The sequence below is a fragment of the Winogradskyella jejuensis genome (genome assembly GCF_900129745.1).
GTDB lineage: Bacteria > Bacteroidota > Bacteroidia > Flavobacteriales > Flavobacteriaceae > Winogradskyella > Winogradskyella jejuensis.
On the sequence record NZ_FQWS01000001.1, the window covers coordinates 103,772 to 124,662 of the forward strand.

Genomic DNA, 20,891 nt, shown 5'->3' on the forward strand with positions numbered 1-20,891 from the left:
AATTTAGTTAAAATACTTTCATATATTTCGTTGTGAGATTTTTATGACTAAATTGTAGTCATCTATTCATACATAAATCTAACACATCAATTATGAAAACATCTTTCTATAGATTGATTCGCTTTGCTTTTTGCAGCTTTTTAGCGTTTTCAATTTCAGCAAATGCTCAAGTAACTACTTCTCCAGAAAATCAAAAAACAGGAACCATTCCTTCTGATAATTTACCAATTACACCAGATGTTAAAATTGGTAAATTACCAAATGGTCTCACCTATTACATTCAGAATAACGGGAAACCCGAAGATAAAGTAGAACTCCGTTTAGCCATAAAAGCGGGCTCTATTTTAGAAACCGAAGACCAAGTAGGTTTAGCCCATTTTATGGAGCATATGAACTTTAACGGAACTAAAAATTTCAAGAAAAATGAACTTGTAGATTACTTGCAAGGCATAGGTGTTGAGTTTGGAGCTGATTTAAATGCTTACACCAGTTTTGATGAAACCGTATACATTTTGCCTATTCCAAGTGATGACCCAGAGAAACTAGACAAAGGTTTTCAAATTCTTAATGACTGGGCAGGAAATGCTTTACTAACTGAAAAAGATATAGACGAAGAGCGAGGTGTAGTTATAGAAGAATATCGTACGCGTCTTGGTGCAGCTACTCGAATGCAAAAAAACTATTTAGATAAAATTGCATACAAGTCTCGCTACGCAGAACGTTTACCTATTGGAACAAAAGAAAATCTAGAAACTTTTGATTATGAAAGTGTAAGAAATTTTCAAAAAGATTGGTATAGACCAAACTTAATGGCTGTTATTGCTGTTGGTGATTTAGATGTTGAAACACTTGAGAAAAAAATCATTGAGAATTTTAGCGATTTAAAAAATCCTGAAAATCCTAAACCTCGTCAAGAGTATGGCTCAGAAAACCATGAAGGAACATTAGTAGCTATTGAATGGGACGAAGAAGCTACTTCGAGTCAAGTACAAATTTATTACAAAGACAAAGGACAACCTCAAAAAACACTTACTGTAAAAGATTATAGAGATAATGTGGTTGAAGGTTTATTTGATCAAATGATTAATAATCGTTTAGCTGAGTTTAGTAATAAACCTAATCCGCCTTTCATTTTTGGGTTCTCATATAAAGGACAAATTATAGGAAATAAAGAAGCTTATCAGTCTTTCGCTCAAACAAACGAAACTGGTCAAATGGCAGCATTAAAAACGCTCTTAGAAGAAAACGAACGTGTAAAACGTTATGGCTTTAAAGCTTCGGAATTTGAACGTGCTAAGAAAGATTATTTAGTTAGATTAGAACGCGCATACAAAAACAGAGACAAATTAGAATCTAATAGAATTGTTGGGCGCTATGTACAACACTTCTTAAAAGAAAATCCTGTCCCAGGGGAAGAATGGAGTTATAACTTTGCTCAAAAAGAGTTGCCAAATATTAAGTTGAGTGAAGTCAATGCGTTAATCAAAGATTTTTTACATGATGACAACCGATTGGTTGTACTCACTGGTCCAAAAAAAGATGGTCTTAAAAAAGTAACCGAAGAAGAAGTTATTGCTCTTCTTGACGAAGTGAAAACATCTGACATAAAGGATTATGAAGACGAAGCTGTAAGAAGCGAAATGATGTCAGAAAAACCAGAAAAAGGAAGTATTGTAGACACTAAAGTGAACAACGCAGGACAATTAAATGAAACCACAACGCTCACTTTGAGCAACGGAGCAAGAATAACCTATAAGAAAACCGATTTTAAAAATGACGAAGTCTTATTTGATGCTTTTAGTTATGGAGGTTCATCTCTATACAGTGATGAAGATTTCTTGCAAGTAGTGTATGCTAATGGCGGTTTGGCTGAAGCAAGCTTAGATGGTTTATCTAAAAATGATATGACCAAAATGATGTCTGGAAAAATTGCTAGAGTTAGACCTTCAATAGGTGCTTTTTCAGAAAACTTAAGAGGTTCTGCATCACCAAAGGATTTGGAAACAATGTTTCAAATGATTCATTTGTATTTCACCAAACTTGACAAAGATGATGAAGCTTTTGCCTCATATGTTAGTAAGCAAAAGGCCTTTTTATCAAACATAGCATCTAACCCAAATATTTCATTTTCTATAGAAGTCGGTAAATTTCTAAACGAAGGTAACCCAAGATTTAGTGGTTTGCCATCACCTGAAGATTTGGATAAAGCAAACTATGCCTTAGCTTACGAAAAATATAAAGAGCGCTTTGCAAATGCAGGAGACTTTAATTTCTACTTTGTTGGTAATGTAGATGAAGCTAAAATTAAAGATTTAGCGGAAACATATATTGCATCTCTTCCTGATAACGGCAAAAGGGAAACTTATAATGTTCCTACTTTTAGACCAAAATATGGAGCTAACGAACTTGTTGTTAGAAAAGGTACAGAACCAAAGAGTCAAGTACGCCTAAGTTGGTCTGGTGAAACTCAATACGATGTAGATGAAGCAAGAGCGTTTAATGCTCTAGCGGAAGCATTAAGTATTAAGCTTATTGAGAAACTCAGAGAGGAAGAAGGTGGTGTTTATGGTGCCGGAGCTAGAGGGTCTATTTCCAAAATCCCTTATGGGAGCTATAACTTCAGTATTTCATTTCCTTGCGCACCCGAAAATGTTGATAAACTGATTGATGCTTCAATTGCTGAAGTACAAAAGCTAATTGATAATGGCCCAACAGATGAGGATTTAGATAAAGTTAAAAAAGCAAAGTTACTATCTAGAAAAGACCAGTTAGAGCAAAATCGTTTTTGGCTTAATGTCATCAGAAGTGCTGACTATAATAAATCAGATATCAATAATGTGCTTAAGTATGAAGAAAACATAAATGCTTTAACTAAAAAAGATTTGCAAAATGTTGCGCAAAAATATTTGACAAAAGGTTATTTAAGAGCAGTATTACTTCCTGAAGAATAGTATTATTTTAAAAAATCTCACCATTAAAGAGCAACAAAATTGTTGCTCTTTTTTATTGGAACTGTTAACAACTTCCGTTTTCAAAACCCATAAATAATCGTATTTTTAGCCCTTATTTAACCAAATCAATTAATGGGTAAAATCATAGCCATAGCAAACCAAAAAGGAGGCGTTGGTAAAACAACAACATCAGTAAACTTAGCCGCTTCACTAGGAGTTTTAGAAAAAAAAGTCTTACTTATAGACGTGGACCCACAAGCCAATGCAACATCTGGCTTAGGCATAGATGTAGATGCCGTGGAAGTTGGCTCCTACCAAGTGTTGGAGCATACAAAATCGGCAAAGGAGGCTATTGTATCCTCTAATGCGCCAAACGTAGATGTTATTCCTGCACATATCGACTTAGTTGCAATAGAAATTGAACTCGTCGATAAGGAAGAGCGCGAGTACATGCTAAAAAAAGCACTACAGGACATTAAAATCGATTACGATTACGTAATCATGGATTGTGCGCCTTCGCTAGGTTTATTAACTCTAAATGCACTAACAGCAGCAGATTCGGTTATTATTCCTATTCAATGTGAATATTTTGCATTAGAAGGTCTTGGTAAACTTTTAAATACCGTAAAAAGTGTTCAGAAAATCCATAATGAAAATTTAGACATCGAAGGCATGTTATTAACCATGTTCGACTCGAGATTACGTTTATCTAACCAAGTAGTTGAAGAAGTGCAAAAGCATTTTAGTGATATGGTTTTTGATACCATCATTCAAAGAAATGTGCGTTTAAGTGAAGCACCAAGTTATGGTGAAAGCATCATCAACTATGATGTAAGCAGTCGTGGTGCGGCTAATTATCTTAACTTAGCAAAAGAAATTATTAAAAAGAATTTATAATGGCGAAGGCAACCAAAAAACAAGCTTTAGGGAGAGGTCTTTCTGCACTGCTCAAAGACCCAGAGAATGATATAAATTCTGCATCGGACAAAAACGCAGACAAAGTTGTTGGAAATATTGTTGAATTAGATGTTGAGGATATTGAACTTAATCCTTTCCAGCCTCGAACCAACTTTAATGAAGAAACACTTCGCGAATTGGCGTCTTCTATCAGAGAATTGGGAGTTATTCAGCCTATAACAGTCCGTAAACTAGCATTTAACAAATACCAGTTAATCTCTGGAGAACGTCGCTTTAGAGCCTCAATACTTATTGGAAACGCAACTATTCCGGCATACATTCGTATTGCTAATGACCAAGAGTCTTTGGAGATGGCTTTGGTTGAAAATATCCAACGTCACGATTTAGACCCAATAGAGATTGCCTTATCATACCAACGCTTAATTGATGAAATTAAATTAACGCAAGAGCAAATGAGTGAACGTGTAGGTAAAAAACGCTCAACTATTGCTAACTATTTGCGTTTATTAAAACTTGACCCTATTATTCAAACAGGTATGCGAGATGGTTTTATTACTATGGGACATGGTCGCGCCATGATAAATATAGAGAGTCAAGTTGACCAACTAGAGGTTTACGAGAAAATCATCAGTAACAAGCTTTCTGTAAGGGCTACTGAAGCTTTAGTAAAAAGCCTAAATAATCCTAAAGCGCCAACTAGTATATCCGAAACTATTGAAATCCCTAAGCCTATTAAAAAAGGCATTGCGGCATTCTCGGAATACTTTGGACACAAAATAGACGTTAAGGTAGCTAAGAATGGTAGTGGAAAGATTTCTATCCCTTTTCATTCTGAAGAAGATTTCAATCGTATTATAAAATTGATCAAAAGTGCTAAATAAGCAAAGTTTTCTTTTACTCTTTTGCCTTTTATTAACTGTATCTGGGTTTTCTCAAGTACAAAAAGACAGTACAGTTAATACAACTGTTGATGAGCTGAATATAGACAAAGCTTTATTGTCTAAACGAGAAATTGACCCACTACGCCCATCAAAAGCTGCATTTTATTCCGCGATATTACCAGGACTAGGACAAGCCTACAATAAAAAGTATTGGAAAATCCCTATCGTTCTTGGTGGTATTACTGGGGGTATATTAGTATATGATTTCAACAACAAACAGTACAACCGCTACAGAGATGCTTTTAAAAGACGCCTAGCTGGGTTTACAGATGATGAGTTTTTTGGAACTGGCGCAACGCCATTTATATCTGATGACGCACTAATACGAGCACAACGGCAATTTCGTCGTAATAGAGATATTGCTATGTTGATTACAGTTGGTATTTATGTTTTAAATATTATTGATGCCAATGTAGATGCGCATTTGCTGCAGTTTAACGTTGATGAAAATCTAGCGATGCGACCACATTTTCAGTATAATCCTATGGAGAATTCTTCAGATTTAGGAGTCACCGTCAATTTCAAATTTTAGAATAAGCATATGAGAATAGCGCTACTTGGTTACGGTAAAATGGGAAAGATTATTGAGCGCGTTGCTTTAGAGCGCGGCCATTCTATAAGCATTAAAGCGGATAGCAAAACAACAACACTAGATTTTTCTAAAACTGACGTAGCTATAGATTTCAGCCTACCTTCTACTGCAGTTTCAAATATTACATCATCCATTAACGCCAATGTTCCTGTAATTTCGGGAACAACGGGTTGGTTAGATAAATACGATGATATTGTTGAGCATTGTAACAGAAAGAATGGTGCTTTTTTATACGCATCAAATTTTAGTTTGGGGGTTAATATCTTTTTTGAAGTCAATCGTGTTTTAGCTTCACTAATAGCAAATTATCCTGATTATAAATTAAATATTGAAGAAATTCATCATACCCAAAAACTAGACGCACCAAGCGGAACAGCCATTTCTCTTGCGGAAGACATCATAAAAAATTCAAATTATAAAAATTGGACATTAGATGAAGATGAAGATGATTCTGATGCTATTAAAATTGAAGCCAAACGTATTGTAGATGTTCCAGGAACACATATTATCAATTACAATTCTGAAGTAGATGCAATAGAAATAAAACATACAGCGCATAATCGGGAAGGTTTTGCATTAGGTGCCGTTATTGCAGCTGAATGGATTGCTAATAAAAAAGGAGTCTTTAATATGAAAGACGTCCTTAAAATAAATGAATAATGAAGATTGATAAATGACTAATGATTTAAAGTATAGAACTAAAATATTTGCACATAATGCTATAAAGCTGGCTTCTAAACTGCCCAATGATTATTTATCAATTCATATCAAGAAACAACTAATAAGATGTTCAACTTCAGTTGCTGCAAATTATAGAGCTACTTGTTTAGCACAGTCTAAGAAAAGTTTTGTATCAAAAATCAGCATAGTTATCGAAGAAGTTGATGAAAGTCTTTTCTGGATAGAGTTTATTAAGGATGAAAAATTATTGTCGCCAGATTTGTGTAAATCTATGTTAAAAGAAGCGGATGAATTGACAAGAATTTTTATTTCGTCAAGAAAAACCGCAAATTTGAACCTTAACAATTAATCAATTGTCATTAGACAATTAACATTACAAGAATATGAACTGGACAGAGTGGTTAATCTTTTTTCTAATAATACAAGTTATTCATGGTTTAGGAACTTGGAAACTTTACGTTAAAGCAGGAAGACAAGCTTGGGAAGCATTTATTCCACTATACAATGCCGTAATCTTAATGAAAATAATTACGCGCCCTTGGTGGTGGGTTATCCTTATATTTTTGCCAATCGTGAATCTTATTATGATTCCTGCAGTTTGGGTTGAAACGGCGAGAGGTTTTGGTAAAGACACTAAATTAGATGCATTAATTTGTATACTTACACTTGGGTTTTACCTTTATTATCTTAACTATATAGAAGATGTTAGTTTTGTTGAAAACAGACGATTAAAACCTAAAACTTCTGCTGGTGAGTGGATAACTTCTATCCTATTTGCTATTGTTGCTGCAACCATTGTACACACTTACTTTTTTCAACCATTTGTAATTCCTTCTTCATCTCTTGAAAAATCACTTTTAGTTGGGGACTTTTTGGTCGTAAGTAAAATACATTATGGAGCCAGAGCTCCAATGACAACAGTAGGAACTCCAATGGTGCATGACACGATTCCGGTTGCAGGCATCAAATCTTACTTATACAATGATAACTACGAGAAGCGAAATACTGCTTGGCAAAATAAGCTTCAACTACCCTATTTTAGATTTCCTGGATTTCAAAGCATAAAAAATAACGATTATGTTGTTTTTGGTCAGCCCGCAGACACGCTTAGGAATATGGATATTTTTACACCTGACCGTAATTACTATAAGCCTATTGACAAGAAGACAAATCTTGTTAAACGTTGCGTTGCTATTCCTGGCGACACATTAGAAATCAGAGAAGGGTATGTTTATATCAATGGTAAGAAAAATGAGTTACCAGATAGAGCGCAACTACAATTCTCATATGATGTTAAGTTAAAAAACCCTCTAGCATCCCAAGCCGATGTTAATCGTATTCTTAAGGTTTTAGAGAGAGCAGATATTGATGACCCGTTTTATCAAATCTCTAACGGTACTTACCGTATTTCAGCAGCTTCAGATAAAGCTATTGCTGCATTTAAAAATCACCCTGAAGTCGCATCAGTGAAAAAGAATATCCAAGAAAAAGGTGTATATGGGGATGTATTTCCACGTGACCCTTATTATTCTTGGAATGTTGACTTCTTTGGTCCATTATACATTCCAAAAGCAGGGACAACAACAGAGCTAACACCTCAAAATCTACCGCTTTACGATAGATTAATACAAGAATACGAAGGCCATAATGTATATGTTAGAGGTAACGAGGTTGTATTAGACGGTAAAGTTGTTAACTCCTATACTTTTGAAAAAGACTACTATTGGATGATGGGAGACAACAGACATAACTCTGTTGATGCACGTGCTTGGGGTTATGTGCCTTTTGACCACGTTATTGGTAAACCTGTATTTATATGGATGAGTATTGATGGAATTAATAATGGTCTTAAAAATTGGAGTTTCCGTTGGGATAGAATTTTTACCACAGTTAATGGCGAAGGCGAACGTGTTTCTTATTTAATTCCGTTTCTAGTTGTCGTGTTTGGCTTAACTTTCTTTAACCGTTGGAGAAAGAAAAAGAAGTTAAAGTCTGAAGGCAAGTAATTAGAAATCGCTATGCTTTTGCACCCCACATACTTCCCAAACATTTCACATTTTGTTGCAATGTTAAAAGATAATGCTATTACTTTTGAAGTATGTGATAATTACCAAAAGCAGACTTTTAGAAACCGTTGTGATATCTATAGTGCTAATGGAAAACTATCTTTAACCATACCGGTATCTTATACTCAAAAGAAAAGACAGCAGTACAAAGATGTTGAAGTTTCCACAACTGAAAATTGGCAGCTTCAACATATCAAGTCTTTAGACTCAGCCTATCGGATGTCCCCATTTTATGAGTTTTATATTGATGATTTGGTGCCTTTATTTCAAAGGAAATTTAAGTATCTTTTAGACGTAAATTTAAAGTGTTTTGAGTTACTATCAGAATGTCTTGAAGTTTCATTAGACTACAAGTTAACCGAAGATTTTATCTTGCCAAATACAACCGAAGATGATTTTAGGTATTTAGCAAATAGTAAAAAACTACCCGACTTAAACTTCGATACCTACACACAAGTCTTTTCAGAAAAGCACGGGTATTTGAGTAATCTTAGCATATTAGATTTACTATTCAACGAAGGTCCAAACTCGGTAAACTATCTTGAAAATCAAATTCGTCATCTATGATTTTTCAATCTATTGCACATTATGGGATTCACTTTATCGGACCGCTAGTTGTCGCTTTATTATTTTTTAGAAAAAAATGGAAAATCGCTTTTGGTATCATGCTATTAGGCATGCTAATTGACTTAGACCATCTATTAGCTAACCCAATTTTTGACTCTAACCGTTGTAGCATTAATTTTCATATACTACATAGCTATTATGCTATTGGTATTTATGTAATCCTATCGCTTTTAAAAGCGACTAGGCTCATTGGTATAGGTTTGCTTATACATATTTTAGCAGATGTTGTAGATTGTAGTTTTATGCTACTTTAAAACTGCTTTGATAGGATAATGGTCAGAGAGTTTAACGTCGTAGTTTTTAAAACCATTGACGGTAAAAGCATCATCCACTAAGATAAAATCAATACGCAAGGGAATGATATTAAAATCGAATGTTTTTCCAAATCCATTACCGGCTACTTTAAAAGCGTCTTGAAAATCACCTTTAATTTTGTCGTAGATATAAGAATAAGCCGTATTATTAAAATCGCCTGTAATTATGGTTTTATAAGGACATTTATCTCTATGTTTTAAGACCAATTCAGCTTGAGTTTGTTGCATTTTAAACACCTCTCCTATTCTTTTGGTCAACTGCTCTGACCCTTCTTTTTGCAACTCACTGACTTTTGTACTCACCTTTGAAGATTGCAAATGCAAATTATAAATTCTTACCGTGTCTTTCTGCTTGACGACATCTACAAAAATGGCATTATTAGAAGTATTCGGAAATGCTATACTGCCTGAGTTAACTATCGGGAATTTTGAAAAAATAGCTTGCCCACTTTTTACTTTGTCACCAAAAACGTATTCAAATTTTTCATAGCCTTCTAGGGTGAAATTCTCGCTCTTTCGGTATTCTTGGAAGCTGATGATAGAAGGACTTTCAGATTTTACAAACTTCAGAATATCTGCTTCAACCGTTTTACTTGGCAACCAATTAAAGACGTTAAACAAACGCACGTTATAATTCATTACTGAAAAATTAGAAGTGTCTTCAACGGTTTTAGACCCTGTAAATTTATATATTGATGTGATGTAGTTAAAACCAATAACCAAAACTACGAGCGATATCATTAATTGTTTTTTGGCATTAAGCAACCAGTATAGAAAAAACAAAATATTGAGAACTATAAGAATAGGAACAGCTAAACTCAATACAGACAATAACGAAAAACTCTTTGGCGGAATGTAAGGCAATATGTAAGACACCAATAATAGAAAAGCCACCAACGAATTGACAAAAAATATGAGCTTATCTATAAATTTGAGTTTTTTCATTAAGGATTTATTTCCCTTGCCTAAATAAAAATTCTTTTTCTTCAGCAGTTAAACTTTCGTAACCGCTTTTACTTATTTTATCAAGAATACTATCTATTTTCTTTTGCTTATTTAACGTATCAGATTCCGTCTTGGTCTTTTGTCTAGGTTTTGATGTCTTCTTTTTTCGATGTACAGTTTTTAAATTAGACTTTGGTTTAAATAAACTTACAAACCTATCCATAAGTCGCTCAAAGCCTTTACCGATATCAGAACCATCCAATAATTTTTTAGCATAATAATAACCTAAAAGATAACCCCCAATATGCGAAACGTAACCACCAGAATTTAAGCCTAATAACATTCTAAAAACATCTAAACCAACAAAAATGAGTGCTACATACTTCCACTTAATGTTAAACAAGTTGAATGGTCTTATTTCTGACTCAGGCATATAAGTCGCAACAAAAACAAGGAGCGCTGCTACTCCAGCTGAGGCGCCTCGCAAAATACCACCAGCACCAAAAAAGTCCGTGGGCCATAAATTGGCAATTGCCATAAATAGTAAACCTCCTACTATAATTCCTAGAAAGTAAACGTTGAGGACTAACTTAATTCTAAAAAGATTGATTGCTACACGAGACAAATAAAATAGCATCAACATATTGAATACCAAATGCCACAAACCGGTGTGTACAAAACCATAGGTAATTATAGACCAAGGTTGCCAAATAAAATCATCAAAGTTTGCTGGTAATACAAGATAAGCGAGAATATTACCTAACTTAAAAACACCCAATAACAGTAATGCTATGAAAACAAGTCCATTGATAACGATTATCTTCCCAAACGTATTGAGATTATTATATTTATATTTTAAGTCTTGAAACGTGCTCATAGTTAATTCCAACGGTATTTATCCATACTATTCTTTTTCCAATACCACATGATTAAGAATCCAATAACTGCTCCTCCAACATGTGCCATGTAAGCTGTATTACTTGGACTAAAGAAAGACTGACCTGTTACAGCAGAAATGACATCCAGTATAATTATACCAGGAATAAAATATTTGGCTTTAATAGGAACTGGGAAGAAAATAAGCATCAACTCAGCATTAGGATTCATCATACCAAAGGCTGCTAAAATTCCCATAATGCAACCTGAGGCTCCAACCATTGAAGCTGCCATACTTGGCGCTATGCTTCGTATTTGTACTACTTGCTCTTGTGTAAGGCTAGGTAAAATTCGATTAGTTTCAAACATTTGCTGAATAGCTTCTGGTGTAACTCCTGAAGCTATCAAATTGTTATAATCCGGTAAGAAATTGAAATAATAATATCCTAACTGAAATAATACTGCACCTAATCCTGCAGAAAAATATATAAACAAAAATCGTTTTGTTCCTATTTGGCGTTCCACAGGTGTTCCAAACATCCAAAGGGCAAACATGTTAAATAATATATGTGTAGCATTACCATGCATAAACATATGCGTAACAATCTGCCATGGCTCAAAAGCTGGATTTTTAGGAAAGTAAAGTGCAAACCAATCGTAAAAGGTTTGTCCATTACCGATACTTACAGTACCAATAAACATGATTACGTTAATAATCAATAGGTGTTTTACAGCATCTGTTATACTTAATCTCATAATGGGTTACATAAATTTCTTTTCGATATCATCTACACCAAGTGTAATAAACGTGGTTTTGTTAGTGGGAGATACCGATGGTTCTTTACAAGCAAATAAACTGTTAAGAATATGCTCTTGTTCTTCAGCATTAAGTGTTTGTCCTGTTTTAATGGCTAAACTTTTGGCCATTGATTTTGCCAATAAATCTGAGGCGCTAAAATTTTGGTCTGGCACATCGTTTTCTACATCACTAATTAGTTGTTCAAATACAATAGACACTTCACTCTCTGGCACACCGACTGGCACACCTGTGATAATGACTTGGTCTTCTTTAACTTCGGAAAACTCAAAACCTGCAAATTCTAAATCAGGTTGTAATTGCTTTACTATCGTGGTATCTGATGTAGAAAAACTAATATTTAAAGGAAATAACAACTGTTGAGTTGTAGCTTCTTTAGACGTTAGTTGCTTCAACAAGTTCTCGTATAAAATACGTTGATGCGCACGATTTTGGTCTATAATAAGCATCCCAGACTTGATGGTACTCACAATATATTTTTGACGTAATTGATACGTCGTCTTTTCTTGAGTAACCTCATTAGATTTAAAAATCGACTCTGTTTTGGTATCACTTTCATAAGTGACCTCAGAAAAATCAATTGGTGATGCATTAGACTTTGACTCCAATCCCACATACAAACTTTCCCAGTGGGCTTGGGTTTTTAACTGATTTCCTGTTCTAGAGTGTGTCTTAACTTGCTGAAAATCGTTCTTAAATGGGTTAAAAGACCTATCAACTGTAATCGTTGGTGTTTTCCCTGACTTGTCTTTGTAATCGTAAGGCGTATCTAGATTGGCATCACTTTCAAAATCTAAAACTGGTGCAATATTAAACTGTCCTAGACTGTGCTTAACAGACGATCTTAAAATAGCATAAAGCGTATGCTCATCATCAAACTTAATTTCTGTTTTCGTGGGATGAATATTAATATCTATAGTTTTTGGGTCAACCGTTAGATTTAAAAAATAACTTGGATGATAACCGTCTTTGAGTAAACCTTCAAACGCTGCATTAATAGCATGATTTAGATAAGGACTCTTTACAAAGCGGTCATTGACAAAGAAGAATTGCTCTGTTTTTGTTTTCTTAGAAAATTCGGGTTTCCCCACAAATCCTGAAACCTTGAGCACTTCGGTGGTCTCTTCAACAGGGACTAACTTCTCATTAGTTTTAGTTCCAAAAATATTGACCACACGTTGACGGTAATTGCTAGAATTAAGACTGAATAGTTCACTTCCGTTATGAAACATCGAAAACCCAATGCTCGGGTGCGCTAATGCTACGCGATGAAACTCATCTGTAACATGACGAAGCTCAACGGTATTCGATTTTAAAAAATTTCGCCTAGCAGGAATATTGAAAAACAAATTCTTTACAGCTACTGATGTACCCTTAGGAGTTACAACAACATCTTGTGATTTTACAGTACTGCCTTCAATTACAATCTGAGTTCCTAATTCATCAGCTTCTTGCTTTGTTTTTAACTCTACGTGTGCAATGGCGGCAATACTCGCCAGTGCTTCGCCTCTAAAACCTTTAGTATTTAATTGAAATAAATCTTCCGCAGACCTAATCTTGGATGTAGCATGACGCTCAAAAGACAAACGTGCGTCGGTCACACTCATGCCTTTTCCATTATCTATAACTTGTACCAGAGTTTTGCCCGCTTCTTTGAGTATTAATTTTATTTCTGTGGCACCAGCATCAATGGCATTTTCTAATAATTCTTTAACAACAGAAGCTGGACGCTGAACGACCTCTCCTGCAGCTATTTGGTTAGCAACATGATCTGGTAATAGTTGAATGATGTCTGACATTAGCTCTTGAAGAAAATTGAGAGATCAAAATCAATAATAAAGAGAAAAACAAGTATAAGAACTCCAACAATAATAAAAACACGCCTATTTACAGCCTCGTCTCTATTTTTATAGTCTTCTATAGCATCGTTAAATTTTCCTTTTATTCCTCTTGAAGGATTTACAGTTTTTCGATACTCATCAAACTTGTGTTTTACCTCATAAGGATTACCATCACCTTTGTAATAACGAGGCGTATAACTGTATCTTTTGTTCTTCTTAGTTTTGAATATTCCCATAATCCTTTCCTTATTTCATATATCCATTGAGGATATACATGAGTATAATCACAGCTATTAACATAACAATCATAACAGGAAGCGTAGAAAAAACTCGACCTCTACGTTTCGAGCCTTGTCTTACCTCGTCCCACTTTGACTCAAACTCATCTTTAGACTTGGTCTCTTCAGAATTTTGAAATCGAGGTGTGTAGTTAAATTTTTTGTTTTTTCGCTGCTTAAACAATGTTAACTTAAGTTACTGTGATACCTTTCAAAAATACTTAATTTACAAGGAAACCACGTAGCACAACTCCTAAAAAATGTTAACAAAAAGCCTGCCAAAAGAAGAATTACTGCTAAAAGGACGGATTGTGAAAAGATATAATTCTAATACCCAATACTTATACCACGTCCTCGAGAGGTTTTACGCAGTTCTGCCATTTTTATTGCGGCAATAGCAGCTTCGGTACCTTTATTACCATGCTTACCACCTGACCGGTCTATAGATTGTTGCATATTATTATCTGTAAGTACACAGAAAATAACAGGTATATCGCTAAGCACATTTAGGTCTTTAATGCCTTGTGTAACGCCATCACATACAAAATCGAAGTGTTTAGTTTCTCCTTGAATCACTGAACCTATAGCTATGACAACATCCACATTTTGCTCTTGCATTTTTTTGCAACCGTAAATAAGCTCATAACTTCCAGGGACATTCCAACGTGTTATATTTTTATCTAATACACCACAATCTTTAAGAGCCGCAATAGCACCATCGTAAAGACCTTCTGTAATGTTGTCATTCCATTCTGAAACAACAATCCCAAACCGAAAGTCTTTCGCGTTTGGGATTGTAGCTTTATCGTAGTTCGATAAATTTTTATTTTCGGTGGCCATACTTTATAAGCTTGCTGATGCTTTTCCTATTAATACATCAATATCTTTTGCGTCGTCAGACTTAGGAAATTCTGTCTTAATACGGTTTAAATAATCTAATGCCTTTTGGTTGTTACCCAAATTCATCGCAACTATCGCTGCCTTTTTTAGATATAGTGGCGTAGTAAAGTCGTTCGCGTTAGTTTTGATGGCTTTTTCGTAATAGCTTAAACCGTCTTCTAACTGATTTAACTGAACAAAAGCATCTCCAATACCACCTTGAGAAATAGCAGATAACATTAAGTCATCACTAGAAAAATCTCCTAAATGCTTAATTGCCTCTTGGTATTTATTCATATTAAGGTAAGCCATACCTGCATAGTAATTAGCAAGGTTACCCGCAGGCGTACTTCCGTATTCCTTTATAATATCTAGCATACCATATTTTCCTTCACCACCTTCTAAAGATAATGTGAATAATGAATCTTTTTCAGTAGCATTAAGCGCTTCATCAAAATAACCTTGTGCAACAGTCATTTCATTCATAGCCTCTTGTGCATTAGGCTCTGCTATAAACTTGTTATAACCCATGATAGCTAAAACTACTAAAGCTACTACGCCAACCACTCCAAAAATATAGTTTTGGTTTTTTATAACCCACTCTTCCGTTTTCGATGCAGACTCGTCTAAGGTGTTAAATACCTCAGCTGTTGTCGATTCTTCTTCGATATGCTCTACCTTTTCTTTTTGAGTTTTTGGTTTATAACCTCTTTTCTTATATGTTGCCATAATTTCTTTTTTGTGCGTTGGCAAAAATATAATTTTTATTGGTATATAAAAGCGTATTTATTTGTTATTTTTCAATAATTTCGCTCTATAAAATTCCGACACAAAACCTATTAAACGCTACGATTACACTGCATTTTATGTTTCTTAACAAACTCTCTTTAGTGAATTACAAGAATTTTGAAAGTTCAACTTTTGAGTTTGATACTAAAATTAACTGTTTTGTAGGTGCTAATGGTATAGGAAAAACAAATGCTCTAGATGCCATTTACCATCTGGCTTTTGGAAAAAGCTATTTTAATCCTATTGCCACGCAAAACATAAAACATGGCGAAGAATTCTTTGTCGTTGATGGTCATTTTGAAAAGAAAGAACGTGACGAAAAAATTATTGTCTCTCTAAAAAAAGGGCAGAAAAAAGTTATAAAGCGTAACGGGAAAGCTTATGAAAAATTTAGTGAGCATATTGGTTTTGTCCCTTTAGTTATTATATCTCCTGCGGATAGAGATTTAATTAGCGAGGGCAGTGATGTACGCCGCAAGTTTATTGATAGCGTTATTTCGCAAAGTGACAAAACATATCTCACTGACCTCATTAATTACAATAAGGTACTATCGCAACGCAATGCTTTACTAAAGTATTTTGCAGCTAACAATACCTTTAATTCGGATACTTTAGAAGTTTATAATGAACAATTAAAAACTTTTGGCCAGCCTATTTTTGAAAAACGTGAAGCCTTTTTGGAAACGTTTATCCCCATTTTTAAAGACAGATATGCAACCATAAGTAATAGTAGTGAAGATGTTAACTTAACATACAAAAGCGATTTATTTGACAATGACTTAGCTACGCTTCTTGATGAGAGTCTTAATAAAGACCGTGCCATACAATACACAAGCGTTGGCATACATAAAGATGATTTGCTATTTAAGATTGATGACTTTCAGATAAAGAAATTTGGCAGTCAGGGCCAACAAAAATCGTTTTTAATAGCATTAAAGCTAGCGCAATTCGATTTTATAAAACAACAAAGTGGTGTACCTCCCATTCTACTTTTAGATGATATTTTTGATAAGCTAGACGAAAATCGTGTAGCACAAATCATTAGCATGGTAGACAATGATAATTTTGGACAAATATTTATTAGCGACACCCATGCTGAACGTACAGAAAATGTAGTCAAGCAAATTCATCAATCGTATAAAATTTTTAAATTATGAAATGCCACAACAAAAAAATTGGATGCTCAATGAGATTATAATTTGGCATTCCATCTGACAAATAAAAACAATTAAATACCAACAGATGAAACGGTTTCTTACCATCATAGGACTCATATTATTGGTTTCATGTACTACAAATACTGAAAGCTACTTAGAACATGTTAATGGCTATTGGGAAATAGACCAAGTTATTTTTACTGACGGCACAAAAAAGGAATACAAATACAACGAAACTATAGACTACATCTCTATTAATGATAGCTTGAAAGGTTTCCGTAAAAAACTAAAGCCTGGTTTTAATTCTAAATATATAACTTCAAAAGATGCTGAAGGTATTACTGTAAAAATTGAAAACGACAGTTTAAATTTTTATTACAAAACACCTTATGCTAATTGGAAAGAAACGGTTTTAAGTGCTAACGAAAACCAAATGAAAGTTGTTAACGATAGAGAAACCGTCTATATTTATAAACGCTATAAACCTTTAGAATTAGATTTGGAATAATCAGAACATGGCAAAACGTAATAACGAAAATCAAAGCATAGAAGACGTATTAAAAGAGTTTGTCTCCGCTAACAATCTACAAAGTGGATTAGATAAGGTTAATGTACGTGATGCTTGGGCAAACCTTATGGGTAACGGCGTAAACAATTACACAACTGCCATTGAGCTTAAACATCAAACGCTATACGTACAACTAAGCTCAAGCGTTTTGAGAGAAGAATTAAGTTATGGAAAAGAAAAAATCATAGCCATGCTTAATGAAGCTATTGGTAATGAAGTCATCACCAAATTAGTTTTAAGGTAACATTAAAGTTTCCTTAAACATAAAACTTATTATTCCTTCTGGTTTTATCTTTACATTGTAATATAATGACTATGAGGTACGCCTTTCTATTTCTACTCGTAATTTCTTATCAAACTATGACCATATTCGATTTTAATTCTGAAAGTAATATCCAAAATTGGCGCATCGTTGATGATGTAGTTATGGGTGGACGCTCAAACGGAAATTTTAAAATTAACACCGATGGTCATGGGGAATTTTCTGGTTACGTATCATTAGAAAACAATGGTGGCTTTTCTTCGGTTCGGTATAATTTTGAAACCATTAATTCCTCAGGATACACATCATTTAAAATTCGTTTAAAAGGCGATGGAAAACCATTTCAATTCAGAGTTAAAAGTACAAGTAGTCAACGTTATTCATACATTTATGAATTTCAAACTTCTGGCGAATGGGAAACTATTTCGATTCCTTTCAACCAAATGTCACCCTCGTTCCGCGGCTATCAACTTAACCAACCAAATTTTAATGGCAAGCAGATGGGAGAAATCGCATTCCTTATCGGAAACAAAAAAGAGCAGGCTTTTAAACTATTGATTGATAAGATAGAATTAAAGTAAAATCCTCCCAAAAACTATTGTGTATTACAATCGGTCTTAGTACTTTAGTTATATGACTGAAGAAGCTATTGAACAAGAAAATGCTGCGATTGCAAAGGCTTACAAAGAACTACTAAAAGTAAGCTACCAAACCTTAAGTCGTGAGGATAAAAAACTAATTCGTCACGCTTTTGAGGTTGCTGTTGATGCGCATAAAGACCAAAGACGCAAGTCTGGTGAGGCCTATATTTTTCATCCAATAGCTGTTGCAAAAATTGTTGCTCAAGAAATTGGTCTTGATGCTACAAGTATTGCTGCTGCCTTACTTCATGATGTTGTAGAAGACAATCCTAATTACACCATTGCAGACATGGAACGGCTTTTTGGTGAGACCGTAGCACGTATTGTTGATGGTTTAACAAAAATATCCTCTTTAAAGAAAGATATGGATGTGTCTTTACAAGCGGAAAATTTCAGAAAGATGTTATTGACACTTAATGAAGATGTCCGTGTAATCATCATAAAGATTGCAGACCGTTTACACAACATGCAAACTATGGAGTCCATGCGTGATGATAAGCAAGTAAAAATAGCTTCAGAAACCTTATACATTTACGCCCCATTAGCACATAGAATTGGGCTTTACAATATAAAAACAGAATTAGAAGATTTAGGCTTAAAATACACCGAACCTGAAGTCTATAACGACATTCTCAGCAAAATTGAAGATAGTAAAGAGGAACAAGATGCATATATCAAAGACTTTTCTAAGGTGATAAAAGACTCCCTTGACAAAGAAGGTCTTCAATATGAAATTAAAGGGCGCCCAAAATCTATCTTTAGTATTCGTCGTAAAATGCTAAAACAGGGTGTTTCTTTTGATGAAGTTTACGATAAGTTTGCGGTGCGTATCATTTACAAATCAGAGATACCTGATGAAAAATTCTTAGCGTGGAAAATTTATTCCATCGTTACAGACCACTTTACCCCAAACCCTATTCGTTTACGTGACTGGATATCGTCACCAAAATCTACAGGTTATGAAGCTTTACACATTACGGTTGTTGGTCCTAAAAGCCGATGGGTAGAAGTACAGATTCGTAGTGAGCGTATGAATGAAATAGCTGAAAAAGGCTACGCCGCCCATTACAAATACAAAAATGAAAATGAAAAAGAAGACAGTCTCGATTTATGGATTAACCGTCTTCAAGAAACGTTAGAAAACAATGAAGCTGATGCTGTAGATTTTGTTGAGCAATTCAAACTCAATCTTTACTCTAAGGAAATCTTCGTGTTCTCTCCAAAAGGCGACTTAAAATCACTACCTAAAGGCGCAACACCTCTAGATTTTGCCTTTAGCATTCATACCGAAGTAGGTATGAAAACAAGAGGTGCAAAAGTCAATGGAAAGTTAGTTCCACTGAGTCATGAACTCAGAAGTGGAGACCGTGTAGAGATTTTAACTTCGGAAAATTCTAAACCAAACAGTAACTGGCTAGATTATGCTACTACAGCAAGAGCGCGAAGCAAAATTAAATCGCATCTTAACGCTGATAAAAAAGAAATGGCCGAAGAAGGCAAAGAAATTCTTCGCAGAAAGCTTAAACAGCTTAAGATTACTTTGAATGAGAAATCTGTAAATGAGCTTGTCAATTATTTTAAACTCAACACCTCACTAGATTTATTTTATCGTGTAGGGTTGGGCACAATAGATAATACAATGCTCAAAAACTATGCATCATCGCGTAGTAACGCCTTTGTAAGCTACATTAAAAACAGAATACGAAAGCCTGACCCACCAAAAGATATCGATAAGGATGAGATTACATCTAAATACGATATGCTGGTATTTGGTAAAGAGGAAGAAAAGCTAGATTATTCTTTAGCAAAATGTTGCAATCCTATTCCTGGAGATAATGTGTTTGGTTTTCTTACCATAAATGATGGTATAAAAGTCCATAAGAAGAATTGTCCTAATGCTGTAAGTCTTCAATCTAACTATGCTTACAGAATAATGCAAGCCAAGTGGATAGACTCTACGCAACAAGAATACACCTCACAAATTGTGCTTTCTGGCCTCGATAATTTAGGTTTAGTAAACGATATCACAAAAGTTATTTCTGCCAATATGCACGTAAATATGAAGAGCTTAAATTTCTCAAGTGACGATGGGATATTTTCGGGCAAAATTACTGTGGTTGTAAAAAACAAAACCATGCTTAAAAAGCTGATTGATAATCTGAAAAAAATTAATGGTATCGATAAGGTTTCACGTGTATAGATACCTTTGAAAAGTTGTTGATTTCTTTTTGGTTTTAGACAAAATTTATAATTCAGTTGCTACAATTTTGTTTAAATTTACACCTTATTATGAATGCAAAAACCGAAGAAAGTAATCAAGAAATAGTAAAACGCGTTTTTACTACTTTTTTAGAAGAAAATGGCCATAGAAAAACGCCTGAGCGTTATGCCATTCTTCAGGAGATATACGACAGTGAAGAACATTTTGACATAGAATCTCTCTACATCAAGATGAAAAACAAAAACTACCGTGTTAGTCGTGCTACGCTATACAATACAATCGAGTTACTTTTGGATTGTGCTTTGGTTCGTAAACATCAATTTGGGCAAAATCAAGCGCACTACGAAAAATCATATTTTGATAAACAGCATGATCACGTCATTCTTACAGATACTGGTGAGGTTATAGAATTCTGTGACCCACGCATTCAATCTATAAAAAAAACCATAGAAGAAGTTTTTGATATCGAAATCAACAACCATTCACTTTACTTCTATGGCAATCGCAAAAACAAAACAAACTAACAT

Annotated in this window: 23 protein-coding genes; 15 read left to right on the forward strand and 8 right to left on the reverse strand. The window is 34.4% G+C overall.

Annotation, left to right across the window (positions count from 1 at the left end; translation table 11 throughout):
• The first annotated feature begins 92 nt into the window (after positions 1-92).
• The 9 genes from BUB95_RS00535 to BUB95_RS00575 all read left to right on the forward strand — a co-directional run bounded on the left by BUB95_RS00535 (position 93) and on the right by BUB95_RS00575 (position 9,030).
• Positions 93-2,951: a M16 family metallopeptidase gene (locus tag BUB95_RS00535; RefSeq protein WP_083573283.1), complete on the forward strand. Its 2,859-nt coding sequence runs from the start codon at positions 93-95 to the stop codon at positions 2,949-2,951.
• A 132-nt stretch (positions 2,952-3,083) separates the two neighbouring features.
• Positions 3,084-3,848 carry a ParA family protein gene (locus tag BUB95_RS00540; RefSeq protein WP_073081594.1) on the forward strand — a complete coding sequence of 255 codons (765 nt, stop codon included), beginning with the start codon at positions 3,084-3,086 and terminating at the stop codon, positions 3,846-3,848.
• Positions 3,848-4,750, forward strand: coding sequence for a ParB/RepB/Spo0J family partition protein (locus BUB95_RS00545; RefSeq protein ID WP_073081597.1), 903 nt, complete (start codon positions 3,848-3,850; stop codon positions 4,748-4,750). The genes BUB95_RS00540 and BUB95_RS00545 overlap by 1 nt, the downstream gene beginning before the upstream one ends.
• Positions 4,740-5,342 carry a DUF5683 domain-containing protein gene (locus BUB95_RS00550; RefSeq protein WP_073081600.1) on the forward strand — a complete coding sequence of 201 codons (603 nt, stop codon included), beginning with the start codon at positions 4,740-4,742 and terminating at the stop codon, positions 5,340-5,342. The genes BUB95_RS00545 and BUB95_RS00550 overlap by 11 nt, the downstream gene beginning before the upstream one ends.
• 9 nt (positions 5,343-5,351) lie before the next feature.
• The gene (dapB, locus tag BUB95_RS00555) at positions 5,352-6,062 is read left to right on the forward strand and encodes a 4-hydroxy-tetrahydrodipicolinate reductase (protein WP_073081603.1); all 711 of its coding nucleotides are present in this window, start codon (positions 5,352-5,354) and stop codon (positions 6,060-6,062) included.
• 13 nt (positions 6,063-6,075) lie between these two features.
• A complete protein-coding gene (locus tag BUB95_RS00560) occupies positions 6,076-6,432 on the forward strand; it encodes a four helix bundle protein (RefSeq protein ID WP_073081605.1) in 357 nt (118 codons plus the stop codon).
• A gap of 34 nt (positions 6,433-6,466) precedes the next feature.
• Positions 6,467-8,089, forward strand: coding sequence for a signal peptidase I (lepB, locus tag BUB95_RS00565; RefSeq protein ID WP_073081608.1), 1,623 nt, complete (start codon positions 6,467-6,469; stop codon positions 8,087-8,089).
• Between the two features lie 6 nt (positions 8,090-8,095).
• A complete protein-coding gene (locus BUB95_RS00570; RefSeq protein WP_143185545.1) occupies positions 8,096-8,716 on the forward strand; it encodes a WbqC family protein in 621 nt (206 codons plus the stop codon).
• Entirely contained in the window at positions 8,713-9,030 is a 318-nt protein-coding gene (locus tag BUB95_RS00575) for a DUF6122 family protein (RefSeq protein ID WP_394333616.1), read from the forward strand. Before BUB95_RS00570 ends, BUB95_RS00575 begins: the two co-directional genes overlap by 4 nt.
• Here BUB95_RS00575 and BUB95_RS00580 read toward each other — a convergent pair.
• The 8 genes from BUB95_RS00580 to BUB95_RS00615 all read right to left on the reverse strand — a co-directional run bounded on the left by BUB95_RS00580 (position 9,022) and on the right by BUB95_RS00615 (position 15,455).
• Positions 9,022-10,035 carry an endonuclease/exonuclease/phosphatase family protein gene (locus tag BUB95_RS00580; RefSeq protein WP_073081613.1) on the reverse strand — a complete coding sequence of 338 codons (1,014 nt, stop codon included), beginning with the start codon at positions 10,033-10,035 and terminating at the stop codon, positions 9,022-9,024. The genes BUB95_RS00575 and BUB95_RS00580 overlap by 9 nt on opposite strands.
• 7 nt (positions 10,036-10,042) lie before the next feature.
• Complete coding sequence (locus BUB95_RS00585; RefSeq protein ID WP_073081616.1) at positions 10,043-10,912, reverse strand: rhomboid family intramembrane serine protease; 870 nt, start codon at positions 10,910-10,912, stop codon at positions 10,043-10,045.
• Between the two features lie 2 nt (positions 10,913-10,914).
• Positions 10,915-11,667: a rhomboid family intramembrane serine protease gene (locus tag BUB95_RS00590; protein WP_073081619.1), complete on the reverse strand. Its 753-nt coding sequence runs from the start codon at positions 11,665-11,667 to the stop codon at positions 10,915-10,917.
• 6 nt (positions 11,668-11,673) lie between these two features.
• Positions 11,674-13,527: a DNA mismatch repair endonuclease MutL gene (mutL, locus tag BUB95_RS00595; RefSeq protein ID WP_073081622.1), complete on the reverse strand. Its 1,854-nt coding sequence runs from the start codon at positions 13,525-13,527 to the stop codon at positions 11,674-11,676.
• Entirely contained in the window at positions 13,527-13,805 is a 279-nt protein-coding gene (locus BUB95_RS00600) for a riboflavin synthase subunit beta (RefSeq protein ID WP_073081625.1), read from the reverse strand. The genes mutL and BUB95_RS00600 overlap by 1 nt, the downstream gene beginning before the upstream one ends.
• Positions 13,806-13,815: 10 nt before the next feature.
• Positions 13,816-14,031: a hypothetical protein gene (locus tag BUB95_RS00605; RefSeq protein ID WP_073081627.1), complete on the reverse strand. Its 216-nt coding sequence runs from the start codon at positions 14,029-14,031 to the stop codon at positions 13,816-13,818.
• Between the two features lie 143 nt (positions 14,032-14,174).
• Positions 14,175-14,687, reverse strand: coding sequence for a 6,7-dimethyl-8-ribityllumazine synthase (ribH, locus tag BUB95_RS00610; protein WP_073081630.1), 513 nt, complete (start codon positions 14,685-14,687; stop codon positions 14,175-14,177).
• 3 nt (positions 14,688-14,690) lie between these two features.
• Positions 14,691-15,455, reverse strand: a complete 765-nt coding sequence (locus BUB95_RS00615) for a tetratricopeptide repeat protein (protein WP_073081633.1) — start codon at positions 15,453-15,455, stop codon at positions 14,691-14,693.
• A gap of 137 nt (positions 15,456-15,592) precedes the next feature.
• Here BUB95_RS00615 and recF point away from each other — a divergent pair, with 137 nt between their 5' ends.
• The 6 genes from recF to BUB95_RS00645 all read left to right on the forward strand — a co-directional run bounded on the left by recF (position 15,593) and on the right by BUB95_RS00645 (position 20,888).
• Positions 15,593-16,672, forward strand: a complete 1,080-nt coding sequence (gene recF / locus BUB95_RS00620; RefSeq protein ID WP_073081636.1) for a DNA replication/repair protein RecF — start codon at positions 15,593-15,595, stop codon at positions 16,670-16,672.
• Positions 16,673-16,757: 85 nt separating this feature from the next.
• Positions 16,758-17,180 (forward strand): lipocalin family protein, encoded by a 423-nt coding sequence (locus BUB95_RS00625; protein WP_073081638.1) that lies wholly within the window; start codon positions 16,758-16,760, stop codon positions 17,178-17,180.
• 7 nt (positions 17,181-17,187) lie between these two features.
• Positions 17,188-17,484 (forward strand): DciA family protein, encoded by a 297-nt coding sequence (locus tag BUB95_RS00630; RefSeq protein WP_073081641.1) that lies wholly within the window; start codon positions 17,188-17,190, stop codon positions 17,482-17,484.
• A gap of 71 nt (positions 17,485-17,555) precedes the next feature.
• Positions 17,556-18,083 (forward strand): CIA30 family protein, encoded by a 528-nt coding sequence (locus BUB95_RS00635; protein WP_234969223.1) that lies wholly within the window; start codon positions 17,556-17,558, stop codon positions 18,081-18,083.
• A gap of 52 nt (positions 18,084-18,135) precedes the next feature.
• Positions 18,136-20,343, forward strand: coding sequence for a RelA/SpoT family protein (locus BUB95_RS00640; RefSeq protein ID WP_073081647.1), 2,208 nt, complete (start codon positions 18,136-18,138; stop codon positions 20,341-20,343).
• 89 nt (positions 20,344-20,432) lie between these two features.
• The gene (locus BUB95_RS00645; RefSeq protein ID WP_073081650.1) at positions 20,433-20,888 is read left to right on the forward strand and encodes a Fur family transcriptional regulator; all 456 of its coding nucleotides are present in this window, start codon (positions 20,433-20,435) and stop codon (positions 20,886-20,888) included.
• Positions 20,889-20,891 lie beyond the last annotated feature (3 nt).